15 protein-coding genes are annotated in these 19,682 nt (G+C 57.6%); 11 read left to right on the top strand and 4 right to left on the bottom strand.

Annotation, left to right across the window (positions count from 1 at the left end; all coding sequences use genetic code 11):
* Window positions 1-47 precede the first annotated feature (47 nt).
* Both BK662_RS20330 and BK662_RS20335 read left to right on the top strand, forming a co-directional pair.
* Window positions 48-1,550, top strand: coding sequence for an ATPase domain-containing protein (locus BK662_RS20330; RefSeq protein WP_123359547.1), 1,503 nt, complete (start codon window positions 48-50; stop codon window positions 1,548-1,550).
* Window positions 1,551-1,555: 5 nt separating this feature from the next.
* Entirely contained in the window at window positions 1,556-3,217 is a 1,662-nt protein-coding gene (locus BK662_RS20335) for an ATP-binding protein (RefSeq protein ID WP_375539013.1), read from the top strand.
* A gap of 133 nt (window positions 3,218-3,350) precedes the next feature.
* On the opposite strand, the gene BK662_RS20340 is transcribed toward BK662_RS20335, so the two are convergent.
* From BK662_RS20340 to BK662_RS20355, 4 genes are all read right to left on the bottom strand, one after another.
* Window positions 3,351-3,728, bottom strand: coding sequence for a response regulator (locus BK662_RS20340; protein ID WP_038983388.1), 378 nt, complete (start codon window positions 3,726-3,728; stop codon window positions 3,351-3,353).
* Window positions 3,729-3,772: 44 nt separating this feature from the next.
* Window positions 3,773-4,987, bottom strand: a complete 1,215-nt coding sequence (locus BK662_RS20345) for a hybrid sensor histidine kinase/response regulator (RefSeq protein ID WP_123359549.1) — start codon at window positions 4,985-4,987, stop codon at window positions 3,773-3,775.
* 76 nt (window positions 4,988-5,063) lie between these two features.
* Complete coding sequence (locus BK662_RS20350) at window positions 5,064-5,879, bottom strand: CheR family methyltransferase (protein WP_123359550.1); 816 nt, start codon at window positions 5,877-5,879, stop codon at window positions 5,064-5,066.
* Complete coding sequence (locus BK662_RS20355; protein WP_123359551.1) at window positions 5,879-9,370, bottom strand: response regulator; 3,492 nt, start codon at window positions 9,368-9,370, stop codon at window positions 5,879-5,881. The genes BK662_RS20350 and BK662_RS20355 overlap by 1 nt, the downstream gene beginning before the upstream one ends.
* A 257-nt stretch (window positions 9,371-9,627) precedes the next feature.
* Between BK662_RS20355 and BK662_RS20360 the strand changes: the two genes are divergently transcribed.
* The 9 genes from BK662_RS20360 (at window position 9,628) to BK662_RS20400 (ending at window position 19,615) form a co-directional block, all read left to right on the top strand.
* Complete coding sequence (locus tag BK662_RS20360; protein WP_123359552.1) at window positions 9,628-9,990, top strand: response regulator; 363 nt, start codon at window positions 9,628-9,630, stop codon at window positions 9,988-9,990.
* A gap of 55 nt (window positions 9,991-10,045) precedes the next feature.
* Entirely contained in the window at window positions 10,046-11,338 is a 1,293-nt protein-coding gene (locus tag BK662_RS20365; protein ID WP_123359553.1) for a glycosyltransferase, read from the top strand.
* A 120-nt stretch (window positions 11,339-11,458) separates the two neighbouring features.
* Window positions 11,459-12,325: a PI-PLC domain-containing protein gene (locus tag BK662_RS20370; protein WP_123359554.1), complete on the top strand. Its 867-nt coding sequence runs from the start codon at window positions 11,459-11,461 to the stop codon at window positions 12,323-12,325.
* Between the two features lie 73 nt (window positions 12,326-12,398).
* Complete coding sequence (locus tag BK662_RS20375) at window positions 12,399-13,304, top strand: AraC family transcriptional regulator (protein WP_123359932.1); 906 nt, start codon at window positions 12,399-12,401, stop codon at window positions 13,302-13,304.
* Between the two features lie 320 nt (window positions 13,305-13,624).
* On the top strand, window positions 13,625-14,935 hold the full coding sequence (locus tag BK662_RS20380; protein WP_123359555.1) for an ABC transporter substrate-binding protein: 1,311 nt from the start codon (window positions 13,625-13,627) through the stop codon (window positions 14,933-14,935).
* 179 nt (window positions 14,936-15,114) lie between these two features.
* The gene (locus BK662_RS20385) at window positions 15,115-16,014 is read left to right on the top strand and encodes a carbohydrate ABC transporter permease (RefSeq protein WP_259695954.1); all 900 of its coding nucleotides are present in this window, start codon (window positions 15,115-15,117) and stop codon (window positions 16,012-16,014) included.
* 10 nt (window positions 16,015-16,024) lie between these two features.
* Window positions 16,025-16,855: a carbohydrate ABC transporter permease gene (locus BK662_RS20390; RefSeq protein ID WP_007905617.1), complete on the top strand. Its 831-nt coding sequence runs from the start codon at window positions 16,025-16,027 to the stop codon at window positions 16,853-16,855.
* Between the two features lie 169 nt (window positions 16,856-17,024).
* Window positions 17,025-18,128 (top strand): ABC transporter ATP-binding protein, encoded by a 1,104-nt coding sequence (locus BK662_RS20395; protein WP_123359933.1) that lies wholly within the window; start codon window positions 17,025-17,027, stop codon window positions 18,126-18,128.
* 14 nt (window positions 18,129-18,142) lie between these two features.
* Entirely contained in the window at window positions 18,143-19,615 is a 1,473-nt protein-coding gene (locus tag BK662_RS20400) for a mannitol dehydrogenase family protein (protein WP_123359557.1), read from the top strand.
* The last annotated feature ends 67 nt before the right edge of the window (window positions 19,616-19,682 follow it).

The following is a 19,682-nucleotide window of genomic DNA, read 5'->3' on the forward strand; positions in this document are numbered from 1 at the left end:
ACTTCAAGTCTGCTGCCTCGCTTCCCCTAGTCATGAGAGGGCATCTCTTGTCTACATCTAACGAGTTGATCAATGCAAAAGCCGTCACCGGCATAGAAGGACTGGATGACATCCTGGCCGGTGGATTAACCCGCGGCCACATGTTTTTGCTGGAGGGTGAACCCGGAACCGGCAAAACCACCATCGCTTTGCATTTTCTGTTGGCTGGCGCCCGTGCCGGCGAGCGCTCGTTGTACATCACCCTGTCGGAAACCGAGCGCGAGCTGCGTCAGGGGGCGTTATCCCACGGCTGGGAGCTGGATGAGAACATCCACATCTTCGAGCTGACGCCGCCGGAAAGCCTGCTCAATGCCGAGCATCAGCAGAGTCTGTTGTATTCCTCGGACCTGGAGCTGGGCGAAGCCACCAAACAGATTTTCGAAGCGGTCGAACGGGTCAAACCAACCCGCGTAGTGGTCGACAGCCTGTCCGAAATCCGCCTGTTGGCCCAAAGCTCTTTGCGCTACCGTCGGCAGATTCTGGCCATCAAGCATTACTTCGTGCGCTACGAGGCCACCGTGCTGCTGCTGGATGACCTGACCACCGAAGCCCTCGACAAAACCGTGCATAGTGTGGCCCACGGGGTGATTCGTCTCGAAGAATTGACGCCCAATTACGGCGCCGAACGCCGGCGCATCCGCGTGGTGAAGTATCGCGGTCAGAAGTACCGGGGCGGTTTTCATGATTTCATCATCATGGGTGATGGCGTACATGTATTCCCGCGCCTGGTGGCGGCCGAACACCGCGGGCGTTATATCCGCCAGCAGTTGACCAGCGGCATCCCGGAAATGGATGCCCTGCTCGGAGGCGGTATCGAGACAGGTTCAAGCACCCTGATCCTCGGCCCGGCCGGTACCGGCAAATCGCTGATTTCGATGGTCTTCGCCGCTGCGGCGGTGGCCCGTGGCGAAAAGGCCGCGTTGTTCATCTTCGATGAAGAACTGGGGCTGCTGTTCGAGCGGATGAAAAACATCGGCAACGACCTGAAGGCCCTGGAGGAAACCGGCAACCTGCTGATCGATCAAGTGGACGCTGCCGAATTGTCTCCCGGCGAATTCTCCTACCGGGTTCGTCGTTGTGTCGATGAGAGCAATATCAAAACCGTGGTGATTGACAGTATCAACGGCTATCAGGCGGCAATGCCCGAAGAAAATGCCTTGGTGCTGCACATGCACGAGTTGCTGCTGTACCTCAATCGCCAAGGCGCCGCGACGTTCATGACCGTCGCCCAACATGGGCTGGTCGGTGACATGCAGGCCCCCGTCGACATTACCTATCTGGCCGACACCGTCATTCTGTTGCGCTACTTCGAAGCCAAGGGCAAGGTTCGCCGGGCGATCTCGATCATCAAGAAACGCACCGGCAGCCACGAATCGACCATCCGCGAGTACCGCATCAGCAGTCAGGGCATGACCATCGGTGAACCACTGGATGCATTCCAGGGTGTATTGCGTGGCGTGCCCACTTACCTGGGCGCGAGCAAGCCGCTGCTTGAGGAAGATGTCCAGTGACGGTCATGGAGGCAATGTCCGAGCGTGCGATCATTCTTGCGCCGTTGGGACGCGACAGTCAGATTGCGCTGATGATGCTCAACGAGGCAGGGTTCGATGGGGTCATCACCCGGGATATAGGCGCGTTGTGCAATGAACTGTCGCTGGGTGCCGGCCTGCTGGTGATTGCTTCCGAGGCCTTGTTGGGCGCAAACCTTGAACCGCTGCTGGGTCTGATCGAGCAGCAGCCGGCGTGGTCGGATCTGCCGATCGTACTGCTGACCCACCACGGTGGCCCGGAGCAGAACCCTGCATCGCGACTCGGTTTGCAACTGGGCAACGTGACCTTTCTCGAGCGGCCGTTTCATCCGGTCACGCTGATCAGCCTCGTCACCACAGCGTTGCGCGGGCGACGACGGCAGTATGAAGCCAGGGACCGGTTGATTGATCTGAGCCAAAGCGAACTGCGTCTGCAAAACACCCTGGAAACCCTCGAGCAACAGGTCGAGGAACGCACCGCGCAATTGCGCCACAACGAAGAGGTGCTCAGGCAGTCGCAGAAAATGGAAGCGGTCGGCCAACTCACCGGCGGTATTGCCCACGACTTCAACAACATGCTCACCGGCATCATCGGCAGCCTGGAGCTGCTGCGTCGACGCCTGGCCCGGGGACGCACCGAGGACCTGGACAGCCTGATCGATCTTGGGGTGACCTCAGCCAACCGCGCGGCGGGCCTGACGCATCGCTTGCTGGCATTTTCCCGACGCCAGTCGCTGGATTCAAAACCGGTGCAGATGAACACCCTGGTGGTATCCATGGGTGAACTGTTGCAGCGCAGCATCAATGAAAGCATTCACCTGGAAATGCAGCTGGACGAGCAACTATGGGTGGCCGAGGCAGATCCCAATCAACTCGAAAGCGCCCTGCTCAACCTGGTACTCAACGCCCGGGACGCCATGCCCGACGGCGGAAAGCTGCTGGTCAAAACCTCCAATCAGCATCTGGATACGGGGTTTACCGAGGCACACAGCAATCTGCAACCGGGCGATTATATCGTCCTGAGCGTCACCGATACCGGTTGCGGCATGCCGCAAAGCACCATCAACCGGGCCTTTGATCCTTTCTTCACGACCAAACCCATCGGCCAGGGCACGGGCCTGGGCTTGTCGATGATTTACGGTTTCAGCAAACAGTCTGGCGGCCACGTCAGCATTCACAGTGAAGTCGGAAAAGGCACTACGGTCAGTCTGTTTTTGCCGCGTTTGAGGGGGGAACTGCTCCAGGACACCCAAGTCGATGCCCAACACGCGCCTTACGCCCGGGACGGCGAAACCGTGCTGATCGTCGAAGACGATCCCGCCGTGCGAGTCCTGGTCAGCGCCGTATTGAGTGAATTGGGCTACGCCTTCGTTGAAGCGGGCGATGCCGATAGCGCCGTGCCGATTCTTGACTCCGGTCAGCGAATCGACCTGTTGATCAGCGACGTGGGATTGCCGGGCATGAACGGCCGGCAACTGGCGGAAATCGGCCGGCAGTATCGACCCGATCTCAAGGTATTGTTCATCACCGGGTATGCTGAACACGCCGCCGTGCGCGGTGGTTTTCTTGACCCTGGCATGCAGATGATCACCAAGCCGTTCACCTTCGATTTGTTGACGGCGAAGGTGCGGGAAATGATCAGAATCTGAAGGATTCTTGTGTAGGAACTGCCGCAGGCTGCGATCTTTTGATCCGGGGCCGTCGCGCGAGCGCAAAAAGATCAAAAGATCGCAGCCTTCGGCAGCTCCTACAGGGGCCGGTTGGTCAGCGATATAGCTGCCTTCAGGACAGCATGTCCTGCATGATCTGTTGCAACACATCCAGATCGAACGGCTTGGCCAGGATCGGCGCTTTGCGGGTGATCGGGCTGTCGGTCTCGCGAATTTCCTGCGGATAGCCGCTGATGAAGATGACCTTGAGCTCCGGTCGCAGCTTCACGGCAGGTTCGGCGATCTGCACACCAGAGATCCCCCCCGGTAAGCGGAAGTCGGTGATCATCATGTCCAGATGCGGTTTGCTCGCCAGAATTTCAAAGGCCTGCTCGCCGTTTTCGGCTTGCAGCACCCGGTAACCCTCACCCGACAAATAAGCAGACAGCACCATCAGGATCGAAGGGTCATCCTCGACGATCAGTACCACATCTTGTGCATCTTCACTCATGGAAAGCCTTTGTTCGGTCAATAGCTGCTGATACGACCGTATGGTCACTCAGAGGTTGCGTTTATCGGGCTGTTTTCCTGCAGCGGCAGACAAACGCGAAACAAGGCGCCTTCGCCAATCCGGCTCTCGACGGTGATGGAGCCACCGTGGGCGGCGACAATCTGCTCCGAAATAAACAGCCCCAGGCCCAGCCCGGCTACAACGGCCTTGGCGGAAACCCGTTCGAACTGCTGAAAAATGCGCTGCTGATTCTCTTCACTGATCCCGATACCGCAATCCTGAACCTCAACCCACGCTTGCCCGTCCTGATTGTACACGCGTACGTCGATCTGGCTCTTGGCGCCATAACGCAGCGCATTGGTCAACAAGTTGGAAATCACTTGTTCGATACGGAACTCGTCCCAGTGGCCCATCACGGGCTGGTTGGCCGTCAAGGTAACCGACGACTCCGCGGCCTCGACCTGCGGTGCAAAATTCTGCAGAAGGTTGCTCACCAACTGCACCAGGTCAAACCGACTGGGACGGATCGACAGCTTGCCGGTACGGATCCTCGACACATCGAGCATGTCCTCGATCAGACGGATCAGGCTTTTGATTTGCCGCTCGTCGCGGTCGACCATCGCGTGCATCTTGTCCAGCGTGAAGGCCGCGGCGTTACTCCGGGCCAGGTGCATTTTGCGCAACTGGGTTTCGAGAATCAGGCCATTGAGCGGCGTACGGACTTCGTGAGCCACGATAGACATGAAGTCATCACGCATGCGCACCGCTTGCTCCAGCTCATTCTGGGTATTCTGCAACTGTTTGAGCAGCGCCTCCTGCTCCCGGCGACTTTGCTCCAGCGCTTCGACCTGATGCTTCATCGCTTTGCTCTGGCGATACAAGTCGACGAAGACATTGACCTTGCTCTTGACCGCGTGAACGTCCAGCGGCTTGTGCAAAAAGTCTACCGCCCCGCTTTCGTAGCCCTTGAACGCGTAATTAAGCTCGCGGCCGGCGGCACTGACGAACACAATCGGGATGTTTTTGGTTTTTTCCGTGCCACGCATCAACTCGGCCAGCTCGAAGCCGTTCATGCCGGGCATCTGCACATCGAGAATGGCCATGGCGAACTCGTGTTGCAGTAACAACGACAAGGCTTCGTCGGCGGACAGGGCTTTGTAGACGATACGGTCTTCACGCCTGATCAAGGCTTCGAGCGCCAGAAGGTTCTCCGGCAGGTCGTCGACGATCAGTAATTTGGCCTGGATATTACCTAACATGCGATTCCTTCCAGCTCGATAAGCAGACAGCCGATGCCGCAAAGATCCAGCAGATGAGTATCCAGCACTGCCCTATTCATGATTTTCGATAGATCCGTTCGGGTTTGACCAATGCTTCAAATTGATTGCCATAGGCCGAGAAATCCAGGGTTTCCTTACTGCCCAATGCCAGAAAACCCCGATGACACAGCGATTCGTGAAACAAGCCGAACGCGCGACCCTGTAGCTTTTTGTTGAAATAAATCAATACATTGCGGCACGAAATCAATTGAGTCTCCGAGAACACACTGTCGGTGGCCAGGCTGTGATCAGCGAAAGTCACGTTGTCGCACAGGCTCTTGTCGAAAATGGCATAACCATAGGCCGCCGTGTAGTAATCGGCGAACGAGCGCTGCCCACCGGCCTGCTGGTAGTTGTGAGTGTAGGCCCGGACATTCTCCAGGGAGAAAATCCCCTGCCGGGCTTTATCCAGCGAGCGTGGGTTGATGTCCGTGGCATAGAGGATGGTGCGATCCAGCAGGCCTTCTTCGCGCAGCAGAATCGCCATCGAATAGACCTCTTCACCGGTGCTGCAACCAGCGATCCAGACCTTGATCGATGGATAGGTCCTGAGCAGCGGCACCACTTCCCGACGCAGCGCCAGGAAGTGTGAAGGGTCGCGGAACATTTCGCTGACCGGGATCGTCAACAATTGCAGCAGTTGCATGAACGCGGTCGGATCGTGCAAAACCTTCTCTTGCAGCGCCGAGATGGACTTGCACTCGAACTGACTCAAGGCGTGATTGACCCGGCGTTTGATCGACGCGCTGGAGTAATCGCGAAAGTCGTAGCTGTACTTGAGGTAAATCGCCTCAATCAGCAAGCGCAATTCGATTTCCGTACTGCGCTCCACTAGATACGTTCCATCTTCGGTAACCACACACGGATCAACGAGAACAGGCGATCCAGGTCAATGGGTTTGGCCAGGTAGTCATTGGCGCCGGCCTGCAAGCAGCGCTCCTGATCGTCCTTCATGGCCTTGGCCGTCACCGCAATGATCGGCAGCTTGCGCCAGCGCGGATCCTTGCGGATTTGGAGGGTGGCTTCGAAACCATCCATCTCCGGCATCATCACGTCCATCAGCACCAGATCGATGTCCTCGACTTCATTCAATTTTTCAATCGCTTCACGGCCGTTACGGCCAATGACCACGATTGCGCCCTTCTGCTCCAGCGCACTGGTGAGGGCGAAGATGTTGCGTACATCATCGTCCACCAGCAGCACTTTACGTCCTTCGAAAACCTTGTCGCGACTGCGGGCGGTCTTGAGCATCGTCTGGCGCTCCTGGGACAAGCGGGATTCGACCTTGTGCAGAAAGAGTGTCACTTCGTCCAGTAACCGCTCGGGCGAGCGCGCGCCCTTGATGATGATCGAGCGCGAATACTTGCGCAGCTCGGCCTCTTCGTCCCGGGTCAGGTTACGTCCGGTATAGACGATTACCGGCGGGAACGAGCAGATATCCTCGGTGGACATGCGTTTGAGCAAGTCATTGCCGAGCATGTCGGGCAGCTTAAGGTCGATGATCATGCAGTCGAAAATCGTGTTGCGCAGCAGCTCGAGAGCATCCTGCGCCAGCCCGACGGCGGTGATTTCGATGTCTTCGTCGCCGATCAGCCGGGCGATGCTGTCGCGTTGCACATCGTCGTCTTCGACCAGCAATATCCGTTTGACCTTCTGCGTCAGTTTGGCTTCGAGGCGGGCAAATACAGCCTTGAGTTCCTCACGCGTGGTGGGCTTGACCGCATAACCGATGGCGCCCATGTGCATGGCGGCCTCCATGCGGTCTTCGACCGAAATCACATGCACCGGGATGTGCCGGGTTTCGGCATGTTCTTTCAAACGCTGCAATACCGTCAGCCCGGAATGATCCGGCAGGCGCATGTCCAGCAGGATCGCATCGGGGATGAACTGCCTGGCCAGGTCGTAGCCTTCGTCGGCGCCGTGGGCTACCAGGCACTGATAACCCAGTTCATGGGCCAGGTCGTAGAGGATGTGCGCAAAGTTCGGCTCATCCTCCACGACCAGAATGCAGCGAGTAGCGAATGGCGCCTTGTTGCGATCATCGTCGAAACGCGGAATGTCGACGTCGGCAATCAGCGGCATAGTCGTAGTAACCACGGCGCTATTCGACAAAGCTACCGGCGTGGCTTTCATGGTCTCGACAGGCGCGTCGCCCGGCTCGACGTAGTGCTGCGGCAACACCAGGGTGAACACACTGCCCTGCCCGGGCATGCTGGTCACGCTGATGGAGCCGCCCAATAACGTGGCCAGATCACGAGAAATCGACAAGCCCAGGCCGGTGCCGCCGTAACGACGATTGGTGGTGCCATCGGCCTGACGGAAGGCTTCGAAAATGCTTTCCTGCTGATCCGGGGCAATACCGATGCCGGAATCACGGACAATAAAGGCGATGCCATTGTCTGGCTGAGCGGCGACGCTCAGGTTGACCGTGCCCTTTTCGGTGAACTTCACCGCGTTGGACAGCAGGTTCTTGATCACTTGCTCCAGCCGCTGGCGGTCGGTGAACAGCATCAGCGGTGCATCGGCCTGCAATTGGACCTGGAAATCCAGGTTCTTTTCCGCAGCCATCGGCTGGAACATACCACGCAGGCCTTCCACCAGACGCGCAACATTGGTGTTCTCTGGACGTACCTCAAGCTTGCCGGCCTCGACCTTGGAAATGTCGAGAATGTCGTTGATCAGGTTAAGTAAGTCGTTGCCGGCGGAGTAGATCGAATCGGCGAACTTGACCTGCTCGGCGCTGAGGTTTTCCTGCGGGTTTTCCGCCAGCAGTTTGGCCAGGATCAACGAACTGTTCAGTGGCGTGCGCAGCTCGTGGGACATGTTGGCGAGGAATTCGGACTTGTATTTGCTTGAGCGCTGCAACTCTTCGGCGCGCGCTTCGAGCTCAACTTGAGCCAGATTCAGTTCGGTGTTCTTCTGGTCCATGGCATCACGTTGCGCGGCCAGGATCTGCCCCTGCTCGGCGAGTTGTTCGTTGGTTTGCTCCAGCGCTGCCTGCTGGGTTTCCAGGTGGCCCTGGGATTCCTTGAGAATCCGCGACTGCTCTTCCAGCTCCTCGTTGGCGGTCTTGAGTTCTTCTTGCTGAACTTGCAGCTCTTCGTTGAGTTGCTGGGCTTCGGCCAGCACTTCCTGCAAGCGTTGGCGATAGCGGGCAGCCTCGATCGAGGTACCGATGTTGCCGGCAATCAATTCGAGCAGTTCAACATCGCGATCGGTCAGCGTGCGCAGGAACCCCAGTTCGATCACACCGTTGACCCGATCGTCGTCGCTGGTCGGCACCACCAATATGCTATGCGGTAAACCTTCGCCCAGGCCGGAGCTGACTTTGAAGTAGTCGCCCGGTACGTCATCAAGACGAATCAAGCGCGCCTGTTGCGCCACTTGGCCGACAATCCCTTCGCCACTGTAGATCTGCTGCTCAAGCGCTTCCTGTTCCCGGGAAAAACCGTATGACGCGATGCGTTTCAGGCCACCATGATCCTCACGGACATAGATCGCCGCGACAGCTGTCCCTAAATATTGGGCGCAGAACTGCAGAATGTTGCGCCCCAACAGATTGAGGGATAACTGCCCCAGGACTTGCTCGGCCAGTTCGGTCTGACCGTTGCGCAACCAGGCTTGCTGTTCCAGACGCCGGGCACTGGCCTGTTGCCCGGCGAGGTTGGCGCTGTAACTTTGCGACAGTTTGAGCAAGTCCCGACGGCCAATGTAGGCCAGCAACCCGCTGATACCGGCCACGAACAGCAGATAAAGGGCGATGCTCCAAATCGTGGTTTGGCGCACTTCCTCGTTGCGAGTGGCGCGCAACTGCTGTTCCAAATCGATCACCTCTTCGAATTGCTTGCGGATCTCATCGGTCAGCCGCTTGCCGCGCCCGGCCTTGACGGCGCCACGGTAGTCACCGCTGGCGCGCTGCAAATCAATCATCGATTGCGCGTAATTGCCCCATTCCGTCTGCAAGGCCTGGAGCCGGCGCAGACGATCGGTCTGGACCGGATTATCGGTGGTCAATTCGAGCAAGGTATCGAGAGCGACGGCGATTCTCGGCTTGGCCGTCTCGTAGGGATCAAGGAAATGTTCATCGCCGCTGAGCAGGAACCCGCGCATGCCGGTTTCCAGATCGACGGTCAGCTTTATCGCCTCATTGGCATTATTGATCACCCGGTCGGTGTGCTGGACCCACTGGATCACCGACAGCAGATAGGTAATCAGCGAAACGAAGAACACCGCACTGATGACGCCCACACCCAATGGCAGGCTGACGTTGCGGCTCAGGAGTTTACGGAATCGTTGCTCATCAACCGAGGACGCAGAGGTCATGGGGAAGCCTTGTCGTACTGTTGAAAAGCATCGAGTCTGCCCCAAAACGGCCGAGCTCATCCATTTTTCTGACATGTTTCGCGGCAAAAACCTGCATTTAGCTGCTCTGGGACAAAGGAGCGGTTATTCTCTGCAGTGCTTGTGCGGCTATTGTTTTTGTAACGCGCCGGCACTTTGTCATGATTCGTCACTTATTCACGCTAGAGCCCGGCGATTTCGATCGACGAAGCCGCACATTCAATCTTTGAGAGCCCACTATGCCCATCACCTCCACCATCCTTGTCGTCGAAGACGATGCCATCGTGCGCACGCTGATCGTCGATGTACTGGAGGAATTGGAATTCCGGGTGCTTGCAGCGGATGGCTGTGAAATGGCGCTGGACTTCATCAACGATGAAGATCAGGACATCGACTTGCTGATGACGGATGTGGGGCTGCCGGTCATGGATGGTCGGGAACTGGCGAAGCAGGCGCGGATGCTGCGTCCCGAGTTGCCCATTCTGTTCGCCAGCGGTTATGCCGAAAGCATCGAGGTGCCTGACGATATGCATGTGATCGGCAAGCCGTTTTCCATTGATCAGTTGCGGGATAAGGTCAAGGGCATACTCGTCCAGGCCTGACTTTTCTCGCGCCCGATCCTCTCCGTTCTCTACCCGCTTCAAGGAATACCCGTCAATGAGTCAGCCCCGCGCAACCAAAGTCCTGGTGATTGGTTACGTCTGGCCCGAGCCCCGCTCTTCTGCGGCCAGTGGGCATGTGATGCAAATTCTCGATACGTTCCTGCAGCAAGGCTGGGACATTACCTTCAGCAGCCCGGCCGGCACCGGTGAGCACCGTGCGGACCTGACCTCTCTGGGCATTCGCGAAGTGCCGATCGAGTTGAATAACAGCAGTTTCGACACCTTTGTCAGTGAACTGGCACCAGATATCGTGCTGTTCGACCAATTCATGATGGAAGAGCAGTTCGGCTGGCGGGTCGAAAAACACTGCCCTGATGCGTTGCGCGTTCTTGAAACGTCCGACCTGCAAAGCCTGCGGCATGCCCGACATCAGCGCCTCAAGGACCGCCTGAAGGCCAGTGACGATGTTGATGATTTCACCGGGCTGTTCGCCCCGGCACTGCGCGAAGAGTTCGAGCTGATGGCTGACACCGATCTGGCCAAACGGGAGATCGCAGCGCTGTATCGCTGTGATCTGAACCTGATGATTTCCGAAGTGGAAATCGAGCTGCTGGTCGAACAATTCCGGCTGCCGCGCAACTTGCTGCACTGGTGTCCGCTGATGGTCGATGCGCCAAGTGCGCCGCCGCCAGCCTTTGAAGACCGTGCGCATTTTCTCAGTATCGGTAACTTCCGGCACGCGCCGAACTGGGATGCCGTGCTCTGGATGAAAACCACGATCTGGCCGCTGATCCGTGCGCAGCTGCCAGAGGCGCAACTGCATATCTATGGCGCCTATACGCCGCCCAAAGCCACCGCCCTGCACAATGCGGCCCAAGGGTTTCATGTGATGAACTGGGCAGAAGACGCCTTGCAAGTCATGTCTGCAGCCAGGGTGTGCCTGGCACCGTTACGCTTCGGTGCGGGTATCAAAGGCAAGATTGTCGATGCAATGCTCTGTGGCACCCCGAATGTCACTACCCCCATAGGCGCCGAAGGCATGTGCGGTGAGATGCCATGGTCCGGTCATGTGGCTCGCTCGGCTCAAGCCCTGGCGGATGCAGCCATAAAGCTGAACCAGGATAAGTTGCACTGGACTCAGGCCCAACAGGCAGGTGCTGAGTTATTGAACAAGCGTTATCGTCAAGATATCCATGGTCCTGCATTAATAGAACGTTTAGAGCACTGCCGGAATAACTTGCAAAGTTTGCGTAACGAAAATTTTACCGGCAGCATGTTGCGCCACCACCTGCATAAAAGCACTCAATACATGTCGCAATGGATAGAGGCAAAAAACAGCTCGCAATAACAATATTTTGAAAACACTAATTGCTTGCACAGCCCCTGACCTACAATCAAGAATAAATCGCACGACAACAACTCTGATAATCGGGCGTTCTTTTATTCCTGTATAGCAACGGACTGCATAATGACAAATAAATACCCCTATAAAAACTGGATGTCGGCGACATCTTCCATTGATAAGTTAACCCTCTTGGAATTGGTCTGGCCCGGCGCCCATAACTCTGGCGTGGATTATGACTTTCCTTACCCAATCCACGTTCAACCGGCCAGTCACTGGTTTGTCTGCCAGGATGGGCCATTTATCCAGCAGCTCAACGAGGGCGTCCGGGTACTCGACCTGCGATTCCATTCAGACGAGCACTGGCTGGGCGTCAAGAAGTTCCATACGTTTCACGGCTACAAGCTGCTCAGAGGCCGATCGTTGAGCGAACTGTTCAAGAGCCTGGACTTTTTCCTTAATGAAAACCCGGATGAATTCGTCGTGTTGGATATGCACGAACTCAAAGGCCTTGATGAACAACATTTCGATTATAAAGGCTTTCATGAGGCCATCATGAGTGAACTGGGCGAGCGATTGATCCCGCTAAAAAACCAATACTTGACACTGGGCGCACTAAAGAAAATGAGTTCCCTGCAAAGAATCGTACTTGCCGGCGAATGGCACCCGGACTTCACCTCACCCCTGTATTGGCCGAAAATTAGAAGTGAATGGAGCGGCAGCGACATTACTTCCCCCGAAGAGCTAAGACAGCATATTGAAAGAACACTGAATAACCCGCCCCACAAAAACACATTCTGGTCATTATCCGCCACCAGTTATGGAGAACTCGCTGGAGTAAAACGAATCACCCAGGAATTGAACAAGTGGTTTGGTCCGGACTCTGGATGGGCGCCGAAGTGCAGCATTATCAGTGCCGACTTTATTGGAGCGACACAACTGGTCAGCTATTGCAGGGAAATCAACTTTTTCAGGGGACTGCGCAAGACGTAAGGCCGGCGAACTGGAACTATTTTGGGCGGGGGTGCATGATTGGCGTCTGAAAAACAAAAAGACCACACTGGACATGACGCGTATCGCCAGAGTTACCGATCCTGCCTACGAATTGATGGACGACCATAACGGGTTATCCATCATCTATCGTCAACACGGCTTCCCCTGCCCTTTGGTGCGCTGGCATTTCCATAAGGAATACGAACTGCACCTGATCGTCGCCAGCTCCGGCAAAGTGTTCATCGGTGACTACATCGGTAACTTCTACCCGCAAACGCTGTTCCTGACCGGACCCAACCTGCCCCACAACTGGATCAGCCAGGTCGCCGAAGACGAAGTGGTGCCCAAGCGCGACATGCTGGTCAATTTCACTGACGAACTGTTTGAAAGCGGCCATCAGGTGTTCGCCGAACTCAAGACGCTCGCCCCCTTGCTGGAGCGCGCGCAGTACGGCATCGAGTTTCGCTGCAAACATACGATCCGCCAGGCCATGACCTTGATGCAGCGCATCGCTGATACCAAGGGCATGACCCGGCTGGGGCACTTTTTCATTCTGCTGGAGTTGCTGGCCGCGTCTGATGACTATCAGTTGCTGTCCGGTGCGACAACGCCGCAATTGGCCGATGAACACAATATCGACCGCACCAACCGGGCGGTGGACTACATCTTTGCCCATTACGCCCGGGATTTGCCGCTGGAAGAAGTTGCCGAGCATCTGGGGCTGAAGCCGACCTACTTCAGCCGAGTGTTCAAACAGGCCACTGGGCGCTGCTTTATCGAATTCGTCAATCGCCTGCGCATCAGCAAATCCTGCGAGCTGCTGGCCGATGGCGACAAAACAGTGACTGATGTGTGTTTCGAGTCAGGCTTCAATAATATTTCCAACTTCAACCGGCGCTTTCAACAGCTCAAGGGCATGACGCCGTCGCACTACCGGCGGCTGGCGGTGCAGCGTTTGACTGAGCAAAACCACGGTTAAACGCAGGATCAAAAGATCGCAGCCTTCGGCAGTTCCTACAGAATCCCGCGATCCCTGTAGGAGCTGCCGAAGGCTGCGATCTTTTGATTTTCGGCCGTATAAACCTGTACGGATTCAATCGGGGTTAACCGCTAAAACACCGTCCTCTGCGCTTCCCGCATTGAACCCCAGTGCAAAAAAGTATCGGTCACAGTGCGATGGATGATTTGTCAGCCCATCGATTGAGGGCTGTAATCAGTGCACATTCTTCCTGCCGTCGGAAGACACAAAAACAATAACTGTCCTTCTGTAACCCGCCGGGTGCAGAAAAGGAGTGCATGATGCAACCTTCTGTAAAAGCTCTGCTTGCTCTCACCTGCATGACCCTCAGTAGCGTCAGCCTTGGCGCCCAGACCCTGACCATTGCTACCGTCAACAACAGCGACATGATCCGCATGCAAAAACTCTCGAAAACCTTCGAGGCCGAGCATCCGGACATCAAGCTCAATTGGGTGGTGCTCGAAGAAAACGTCCTGCGCCAACGCCTGACCACCGACATCGCCACCCAGGGTGGACAGTTCGACGTGTTGACCATCGGCATGTACGAAGCCGCACTCTGGGGTGCCAAGGGTTGGCTGGAACCGATGAAGGACTTGCCGGCCACCTACGCCCTCGACGACGTTTTCCCTTCGGTGCGTGAAGGCCTTTCGGTCAAGGGCTCGCTCTATGCCCTGCCGTTCTACGCTGAAAGCTCTATCACCTATTACCGCACCGACCTGTTCAAAGAAGCCGGGCTGACCATGCCAGAGCGCCCGACCTGGACTCAGATCAGCGAATTTGCCGGCAAACTCACCAATAAAGACAAAGAACAGTACGGTATCTGCCTGCGCGGCAAGGCTGGCTGGGGCGAGAACATGGCGCTGATCACCACCGTCGCCAATGCTTACGGCGCACGCTGGTTCGATGAGAAATGGCAGCCGGAATTCACCGGCCCCGAGTGGAAGAATGCGCTGAACTTCTATGTCGATACCATGAAGAAGTCCGGCCCGCCGGGCGCGTCGAGCAACGGCTTCAACGAAAACCTGGCGCTGTTCAACAGCGGCAAGTGTGCGATCTGGGTCGATGCCAGCGTCGCCGGCTCGTTCGTCACCGACAAGACCCAAAGCAAGGTCAGCGATCACGTCGGCTTCACCTACGCACCGCATGAAACCACCGACAAAGGTTCGGCCTGGTTGTATTCCTGGGCGCTGGCCATCCCGACCAGTTCCAAAGCCAAGGACGCGGCGAAAACGTTCAGCGCCTGGGCCACTTCCAAGGAATACGGTGCGCTGGTCGCGGAAAAAGACGGCATCGCCAACGTGCCGCCAGGCACTCGCGCCTCGACCTACACCGAGGCCTACATGAATGCCGCGCCGTTCGCCAAGGTGACGCTGGAATCGCTGAAGGCCGCGGACCCGAGTAAACCGTCCCTCAAGCCCGTGCCCTACATCGGCATCCAGTTGGTGACCATTCCCGAGTTCCAGGCCGTGGGCACCCAGGTCGGCAAACTGTTCTCGGCAGCGCTGATCGGCCAGACCACGGTCGACCAGGCCCTGACCGCCGCCCAGTCAACCACCGAACGTGAGATGAAGCGCGCCGGTTATCCCAAGTAACCCCGCAACCTGCTCCCGCCTTCTGTGGGAGCGAGCCTGCTCGCGATGACGGCCTCCCATTCGACATTGCGGGTGACTGATATACCGCCATCGCGAGCAGGCTCGCTCCCACATTAGATCTTCATAGGTCTGCATGAATCGGTTCTATCGCCATGAATATTTCAACTGTCAAAGCTCACATGGACATCCCCCAACCGGTGCGTAAAAACCGGTTGAGCAATCCCGGCTGGTTTCTGGTCAGCCCCTCGGTAGCCTTGTTGCTGCTGTGGATGATCGTGCCGCTGGGCATGACCGTTTACTTTTCAATGATTCGCTACAACCTGCTCTACCCCGGTGAAAACCAGTTCGTGGGGCTGGAGAACTTCAGCTACTTTCTGAGCGACTCGGGCTTCCTGCCCGGCGCCACCAACACCCTGTTACTGGTGGGCAGCGTGCTGCTGATCAGCGTGGTGTTCGGCGTGTTGATCAGTGCGTTGCTGGAGGCCAGTGAGTTTCTCGGTCGCGGCATCGTGCGGGTGATGTTGATCTCGCCGTTCTTCATCATGCCCACCGTCGGTGCGCTGATCTGGAAAAACCTGATCTTTCACCCGGTCTCGGGGATTCTCGCCTACATCTGGAAGCTGTTCGGCGCGCAGCCGGTGGACTGGCTGGCGCACTACCCGCTGCTGTCGATCATCATCATTGTCTCGTGGCAGTGGCTGCCCTTCGCGATCCTGATCCTGATGACCGCCATGCAATCCCTCGATCAGGAACAGAAAGAAGCCGCGCGCCTGGACGGTGCCGGTCCCATCGCGATCTTCTGGCACCTGACCCTGCCGCACCTGGCCCGGCCAATCGCAGTGGTGGTGATGATTGAAACCATCTTCCTGCTCTCGGTGTTCGCCGAAATTTTCACCACCACCAACGGTGGCCCCGGCTACGCCTCGACCAACCTCGCCTACCTGATCTACAACCAGGCGCTGGTGCAGTTCGACGTCGGCATGGCGTCCGCCGGCGGTTTGATCGCGGTGTTGATTGCCAACGTCGCGGCCATCGTGCTGGTGCGAATGATCGGCAAAAACCTGACAGACAAAGCCTGAGGCCTGCGCCATGACTCTTCAACAATCTCGCCGTCTGCAAAGCCTGCTGCTCGGCACCCTGGCCTGGGCCATCGCGATCCTGATTTTCTTCCCGATCTTCTGGATGGTGCTGACCAGTTTCAAAACCGAAATCGATGCGTTCGCCACGCCGCCGCAGTTCATCTTCACGCCGACGCTGGAGAACTACCTGCACATCAACGAGCGCAGTGACTACTTCAGCTTTGCCTGGAACTCGGTGGTGATTTCCTTCAGCGCCACCGCCCTGTGCCTGCTGATCGCGGTGCCGGCGGCCTACTCGATGGCGTTCTACGAAACCCAGCGCACCAAAGGCACGCTGCTGTGGATGCTCTCGACCAAGATGCTGCCGCCGGTGGGCGTGCTGATGCCGATCTACCTGCTGGCCAAGAGTTTCGGCCTGCTGGACACGCGAATCGCGCTGATCGTGATCTACACGCTGATCAACCTGCCGATCGTGGTCTGGATGATTTACACCTACTTCAAAGACATCCCCAAAGACATCCTCGAAGCCGCACGCCTGGACGGCGCGACGCTGTGGCAGGAAATGGTTCGGGTGCTGCTGCCGATCGCCAAGGGTGGCCTGGCTTCCACGGTTTTGCTGTCGCTGATCCTGTGCTGGAACGAAGCGTTCTGGTCGCTGAATCTGACCTCGTCGCAAGCCGCGCCACTGACCGCGTTGATCGCCTCGTACTCGAGTCCTGAAGGTCTGTTCTGGGCCAAGTTGTCGGCAGTGTCGACCCTGGCCTGTGCACCGATCCTGATCTTCGGCTGGATCAGCCAGAAACAATTGGTCCGCGGCCTGTCGTTCGGTGCCGTGAAATGAAGATCACCAACCGAATGCGATCTCTGTGGGAGCGAGCCTGCTCGCGATGGACGTGAACGATAACGCGTGCAGCCAGGAAAAAAACATCGCCTGCCATCGCGAGCAGGCTCGCTCCCACAAAAAAGCCCACCCGGCTCAACTGAATAACAACATGTGGAGGCCCATCATCATGGCCAACCTGAAGATAAAAAATCTGCAAAAAGGCTTCGAAGGTTTTTCCATCATCAAAGGCATCGACCTCGAAGTGAATGACAAGGAGTTCGTGGTATTCGTCGGCCCGTCGGGCTGCGGCAAATCCACCCTGTTGCGGCTGATCGCCGGTCTTGAAGAGGTCAGCGGTGGCACCATCGAACTGGATGGCCGCGACATCACCGAAGTCAGCCCGGCCAAGCGCGACCTGGCGATGGTGTTCCAGACTTACGCCCTGTACCCGCACATGAGCGTGCGCAAAAACATGTCGTTCGCTCTGGACCTGGCCGGTGTGGCGAAAGCCGAAGTCGAGAAAAAAGTCGGCGAAGCGGCGCGCATCCTTGAACTCGGGCCGATGCTGGAACGCAAACCCAAGCAACTGTCCGGTGGTCAGCGTCAACGCGTGGCGATCGGCCGGGCGATCGTGCGCAACCCGAAAATCTTCCTGTTCGACGAGCCGCTGTCCAACCTCGACGCCGCGCTGCGAGTGCAGATGCGCCTGGAACTGTTGCGCCTGCACAAAGAACTGCAAGCCACGATGATCTACGTGACCCACGATCAGGTCGAAGCGATGACCATGGCTGACAAAGTCGTCGTCCTCAATGGCGGCAAGATCGAGCAAGTCGGTTCGCCACTGGACCTGTATCACCAGCCGGCCAACCTGTTTGTCGCAGGCTTTCTCGGCACGCCGAAAATGGGCTTCCTCAAGGGCAAAGTCACCCGCGTCAACGGCCAAAGCTGCGAAGTGCTGCTGGACGCCGGCACCCGCATCACCCTGCCGCTGACCGGTACCAACCTGAGTGTCGGCGGTGCGGTGACCTTAGGGATTCGTCCGGAACATCTGCAGCTGGCGCAACCCGGTGACTGCACCCTGCAAGTCACTGCCGACGTCAGCGAGCGTCTGGGCAGCGACACCTTCTGCCATGTCCTGACGTCTTCCGGCGAAGCGCTGACCATGCGCGTTCGCGGCGATCTGGCCAGCCGTTATGGCGAAACCCTGAGCCTGCACCTGGATGCCGAACACTGCCATTTATTCGATGCCGACGGCGTGGCGCTGACCCGCCCACTGCGCGCCGCAGCCTGATCCGAGAGCATGCGATGAAACTGAATAGACAGAACCTCAACCGCCTCGCCCCCGAGGTGGCCCTGCCCGCCTACACCCTGAGCGATACCCGCCAAGGCATCGCGCACATTGGTGTCGGCGGTTTCCACCGCGCGCATCAGGCGTACTACACCGACGCCTTGATGAATACCGGCGAAGCGCTGGACTGGGCCATTTGCGGGATCGGCCTGCGCGCCGAAGACCGCCGCGCCCGGAACGATCTCAAAGAGCAGGACTATCTGTTTACCCTGTTCGAACTCGGCGACAGCGACGACGCAGAAGTGAGGGTTATCGGCGCCATCCGCGACATGCTGCTGGCCGAAGACAGCGCCGAGGCGGTGATCGACAAACTCGCCGATCCAGGCATCCGCATCGTCTCGCTGACCATCACCGAAGGCGGCTATTGCATCGATGACAGCAACGGCGAGTTCATGGCGCACCTGCCGCAGATCCAGCACGACCTGTCCCACCCGAACGCACCGAAAACCGTGTTCGGTTTCCTCTGCGCCGCACTGGCCAAACGTCGTGCAGCCGGCACGCCTGCGTTCACGCTGATGTCTTGCGATAACCTGCCGCACAACGGCGCCGTGACCCGTAAAGCCCTGCTGGCATTCGCCGCCCTGCGCGATGCCGATCTGCGCGCCTGGATCGAACGCCACGTCAGCTTCCCCAACGCCATGGTCGACCGCATCACACCGATGACCAGCACCGAACATCGTCTGCAACTGGCCGACAAACATGCCGTCGATGATGCCTGGCCGGTGGTCTGCGAACCGTTTGTGCAGTGGGTACTGGAAGACAAATTCGTCAACGGTCGCCCGGCCTGGGAAAAGGTCGGCGTGCAGTTCACCGACGATGTCACGCCTTACGAAGAGATGAAGATCAAACTGCTCAACGGCAGCCATCTGGCCCTGACTTATCTGGGCTTTTTGAAGGGTTACCGCTTCGTTCACGAAACCATGAACGACCCGCTGTTCGTGCGCTACATGCGCGCCTACATGGACCTGGACGTGACGCCGCAACTGGCGCCAGTGCCGGGGATCGACCTGACCGAGTACAAAAACACCCTGGTGGCGCGCTTCTCCAACCAGGCGATTGCCGATCAGCTGGAGCGAGTGTGTTCGGACGGCTCGTCGAAGTTTCCGAAGTTCACCGTGCCGACGATCAACCGCTTGATTGCCGATGGGCAGGAGACCAAGCGTGCGGCGCTGGTGGTGGCGGCGTGGGCGCTGTACCTCAAAGGCGTGGATGAGAATGGCCAGACCTATGCAATTGCGGATCCGCGGGCGGCGTTCTGTCAGGCGCTGGTGGCCGATGATGTGTTGATCACTCAACGATTGTTGGAAGTTGAGGAGATTTTCGGGACGGCGATTCCGCGTTCCCCGGAGTTCGTGGCAGCGTTCGAGTGGTGCTGTAACAGCTTGCGGGAGGTTGGGGTGACGCGGACGTTGGAGCGGGTTCTGGCGTAAGAATGGTGGTGAACCTGCTGCCGTCTTCGCGAGCAGGCTCGCTCCCACATTGGATCGTTGTCGAACA

The organism is Pseudomonas frederiksbergensis (assembly GCF_003732275.1).
In the GTDB taxonomy this organism is placed as follows: Bacteria; Pseudomonadota; Gammaproteobacteria; order Pseudomonadales; family Pseudomonadaceae; genus Aquipseudomonas; species Aquipseudomonas frederiksbergensis_H.

Excerpts from the sequence above, each read along its gene's own strand:
- BK662_RS20360 (WP_123359552.1), top strand. The coding sequence starts at position 9,628 with ATGCCCATCACCTCCACCATCCTTGTCGTCGAAGACGATGCCATCGTG.
- BK662_RS20345 (WP_123359549.1), bottom strand. The coding sequence starts at position 4,987 with ATGTTAGGTAATATCCAGGCCAAATTACTGATCGTCGACGACCTGCCG.
- BK662_RS20335 (WP_375539013.1), top strand. The coding sequence starts at position 1,556 with ATGGAGGCAATGTCCGAGCGTGCGATCATTCTTGCGCCGTTGGGACGC.
- BK662_RS20375 (WP_123359932.1), top strand. The coding sequence starts at position 12,399 with ATGACGCGTATCGCCAGAGTTACCGATCCTGCCTACGAATTGATGGAC.
- BK662_RS20365 (WP_123359553.1), top strand. The coding sequence starts at position 10,046 with ATGAGTCAGCCCCGCGCAACCAAAGTCCTGGTGATTGGTTACGTCTGG.
- BK662_RS20385 (WP_259695954.1), top strand. The coding sequence starts at position 15,115 with ATGGACATCCCCCAACCGGTGCGTAAAAACCGGTTGAGCAATCCCGGC.
- BK662_RS20355 (WP_123359551.1), bottom strand. The coding sequence starts at position 9,370 with ATGACCTCTGCGTCCTCGGTTGATGAGCAACGATTCCGTAAACTCCTG.
- BK662_RS20390 (WP_007905617.1), top strand. The coding sequence starts at position 16,025 with ATGACTCTTCAACAATCTCGCCGTCTGCAAAGCCTGCTGCTCGGCACC.
- BK662_RS20340 (WP_038983388.1), bottom strand. The coding sequence starts at position 3,728 with ATGAGTGAAGATGCACAAGATGTGGTACTGATCGTCGAGGATGACCCT.
- BK662_RS20380 (WP_123359555.1), top strand. The coding sequence starts at position 13,625 with ATGCAACCTTCTGTAAAAGCTCTGCTTGCTCTCACCTGCATGACCCTC.
- BK662_RS20395 (WP_123359933.1), top strand. The coding sequence starts at position 17,025 with ATGGCCAACCTGAAGATAAAAAATCTGCAAAAAGGCTTCGAAGGTTTT.
- BK662_RS20370 (WP_123359554.1), top strand. The coding sequence starts at position 11,459 with ATGACAAATAAATACCCCTATAAAAACTGGATGTCGGCGACATCTTCC.
- BK662_RS20400 (WP_123359557.1), top strand. The coding sequence starts at position 18,143 with ATGAAACTGAATAGACAGAACCTCAACCGCCTCGCCCCCGAGGTGGCC.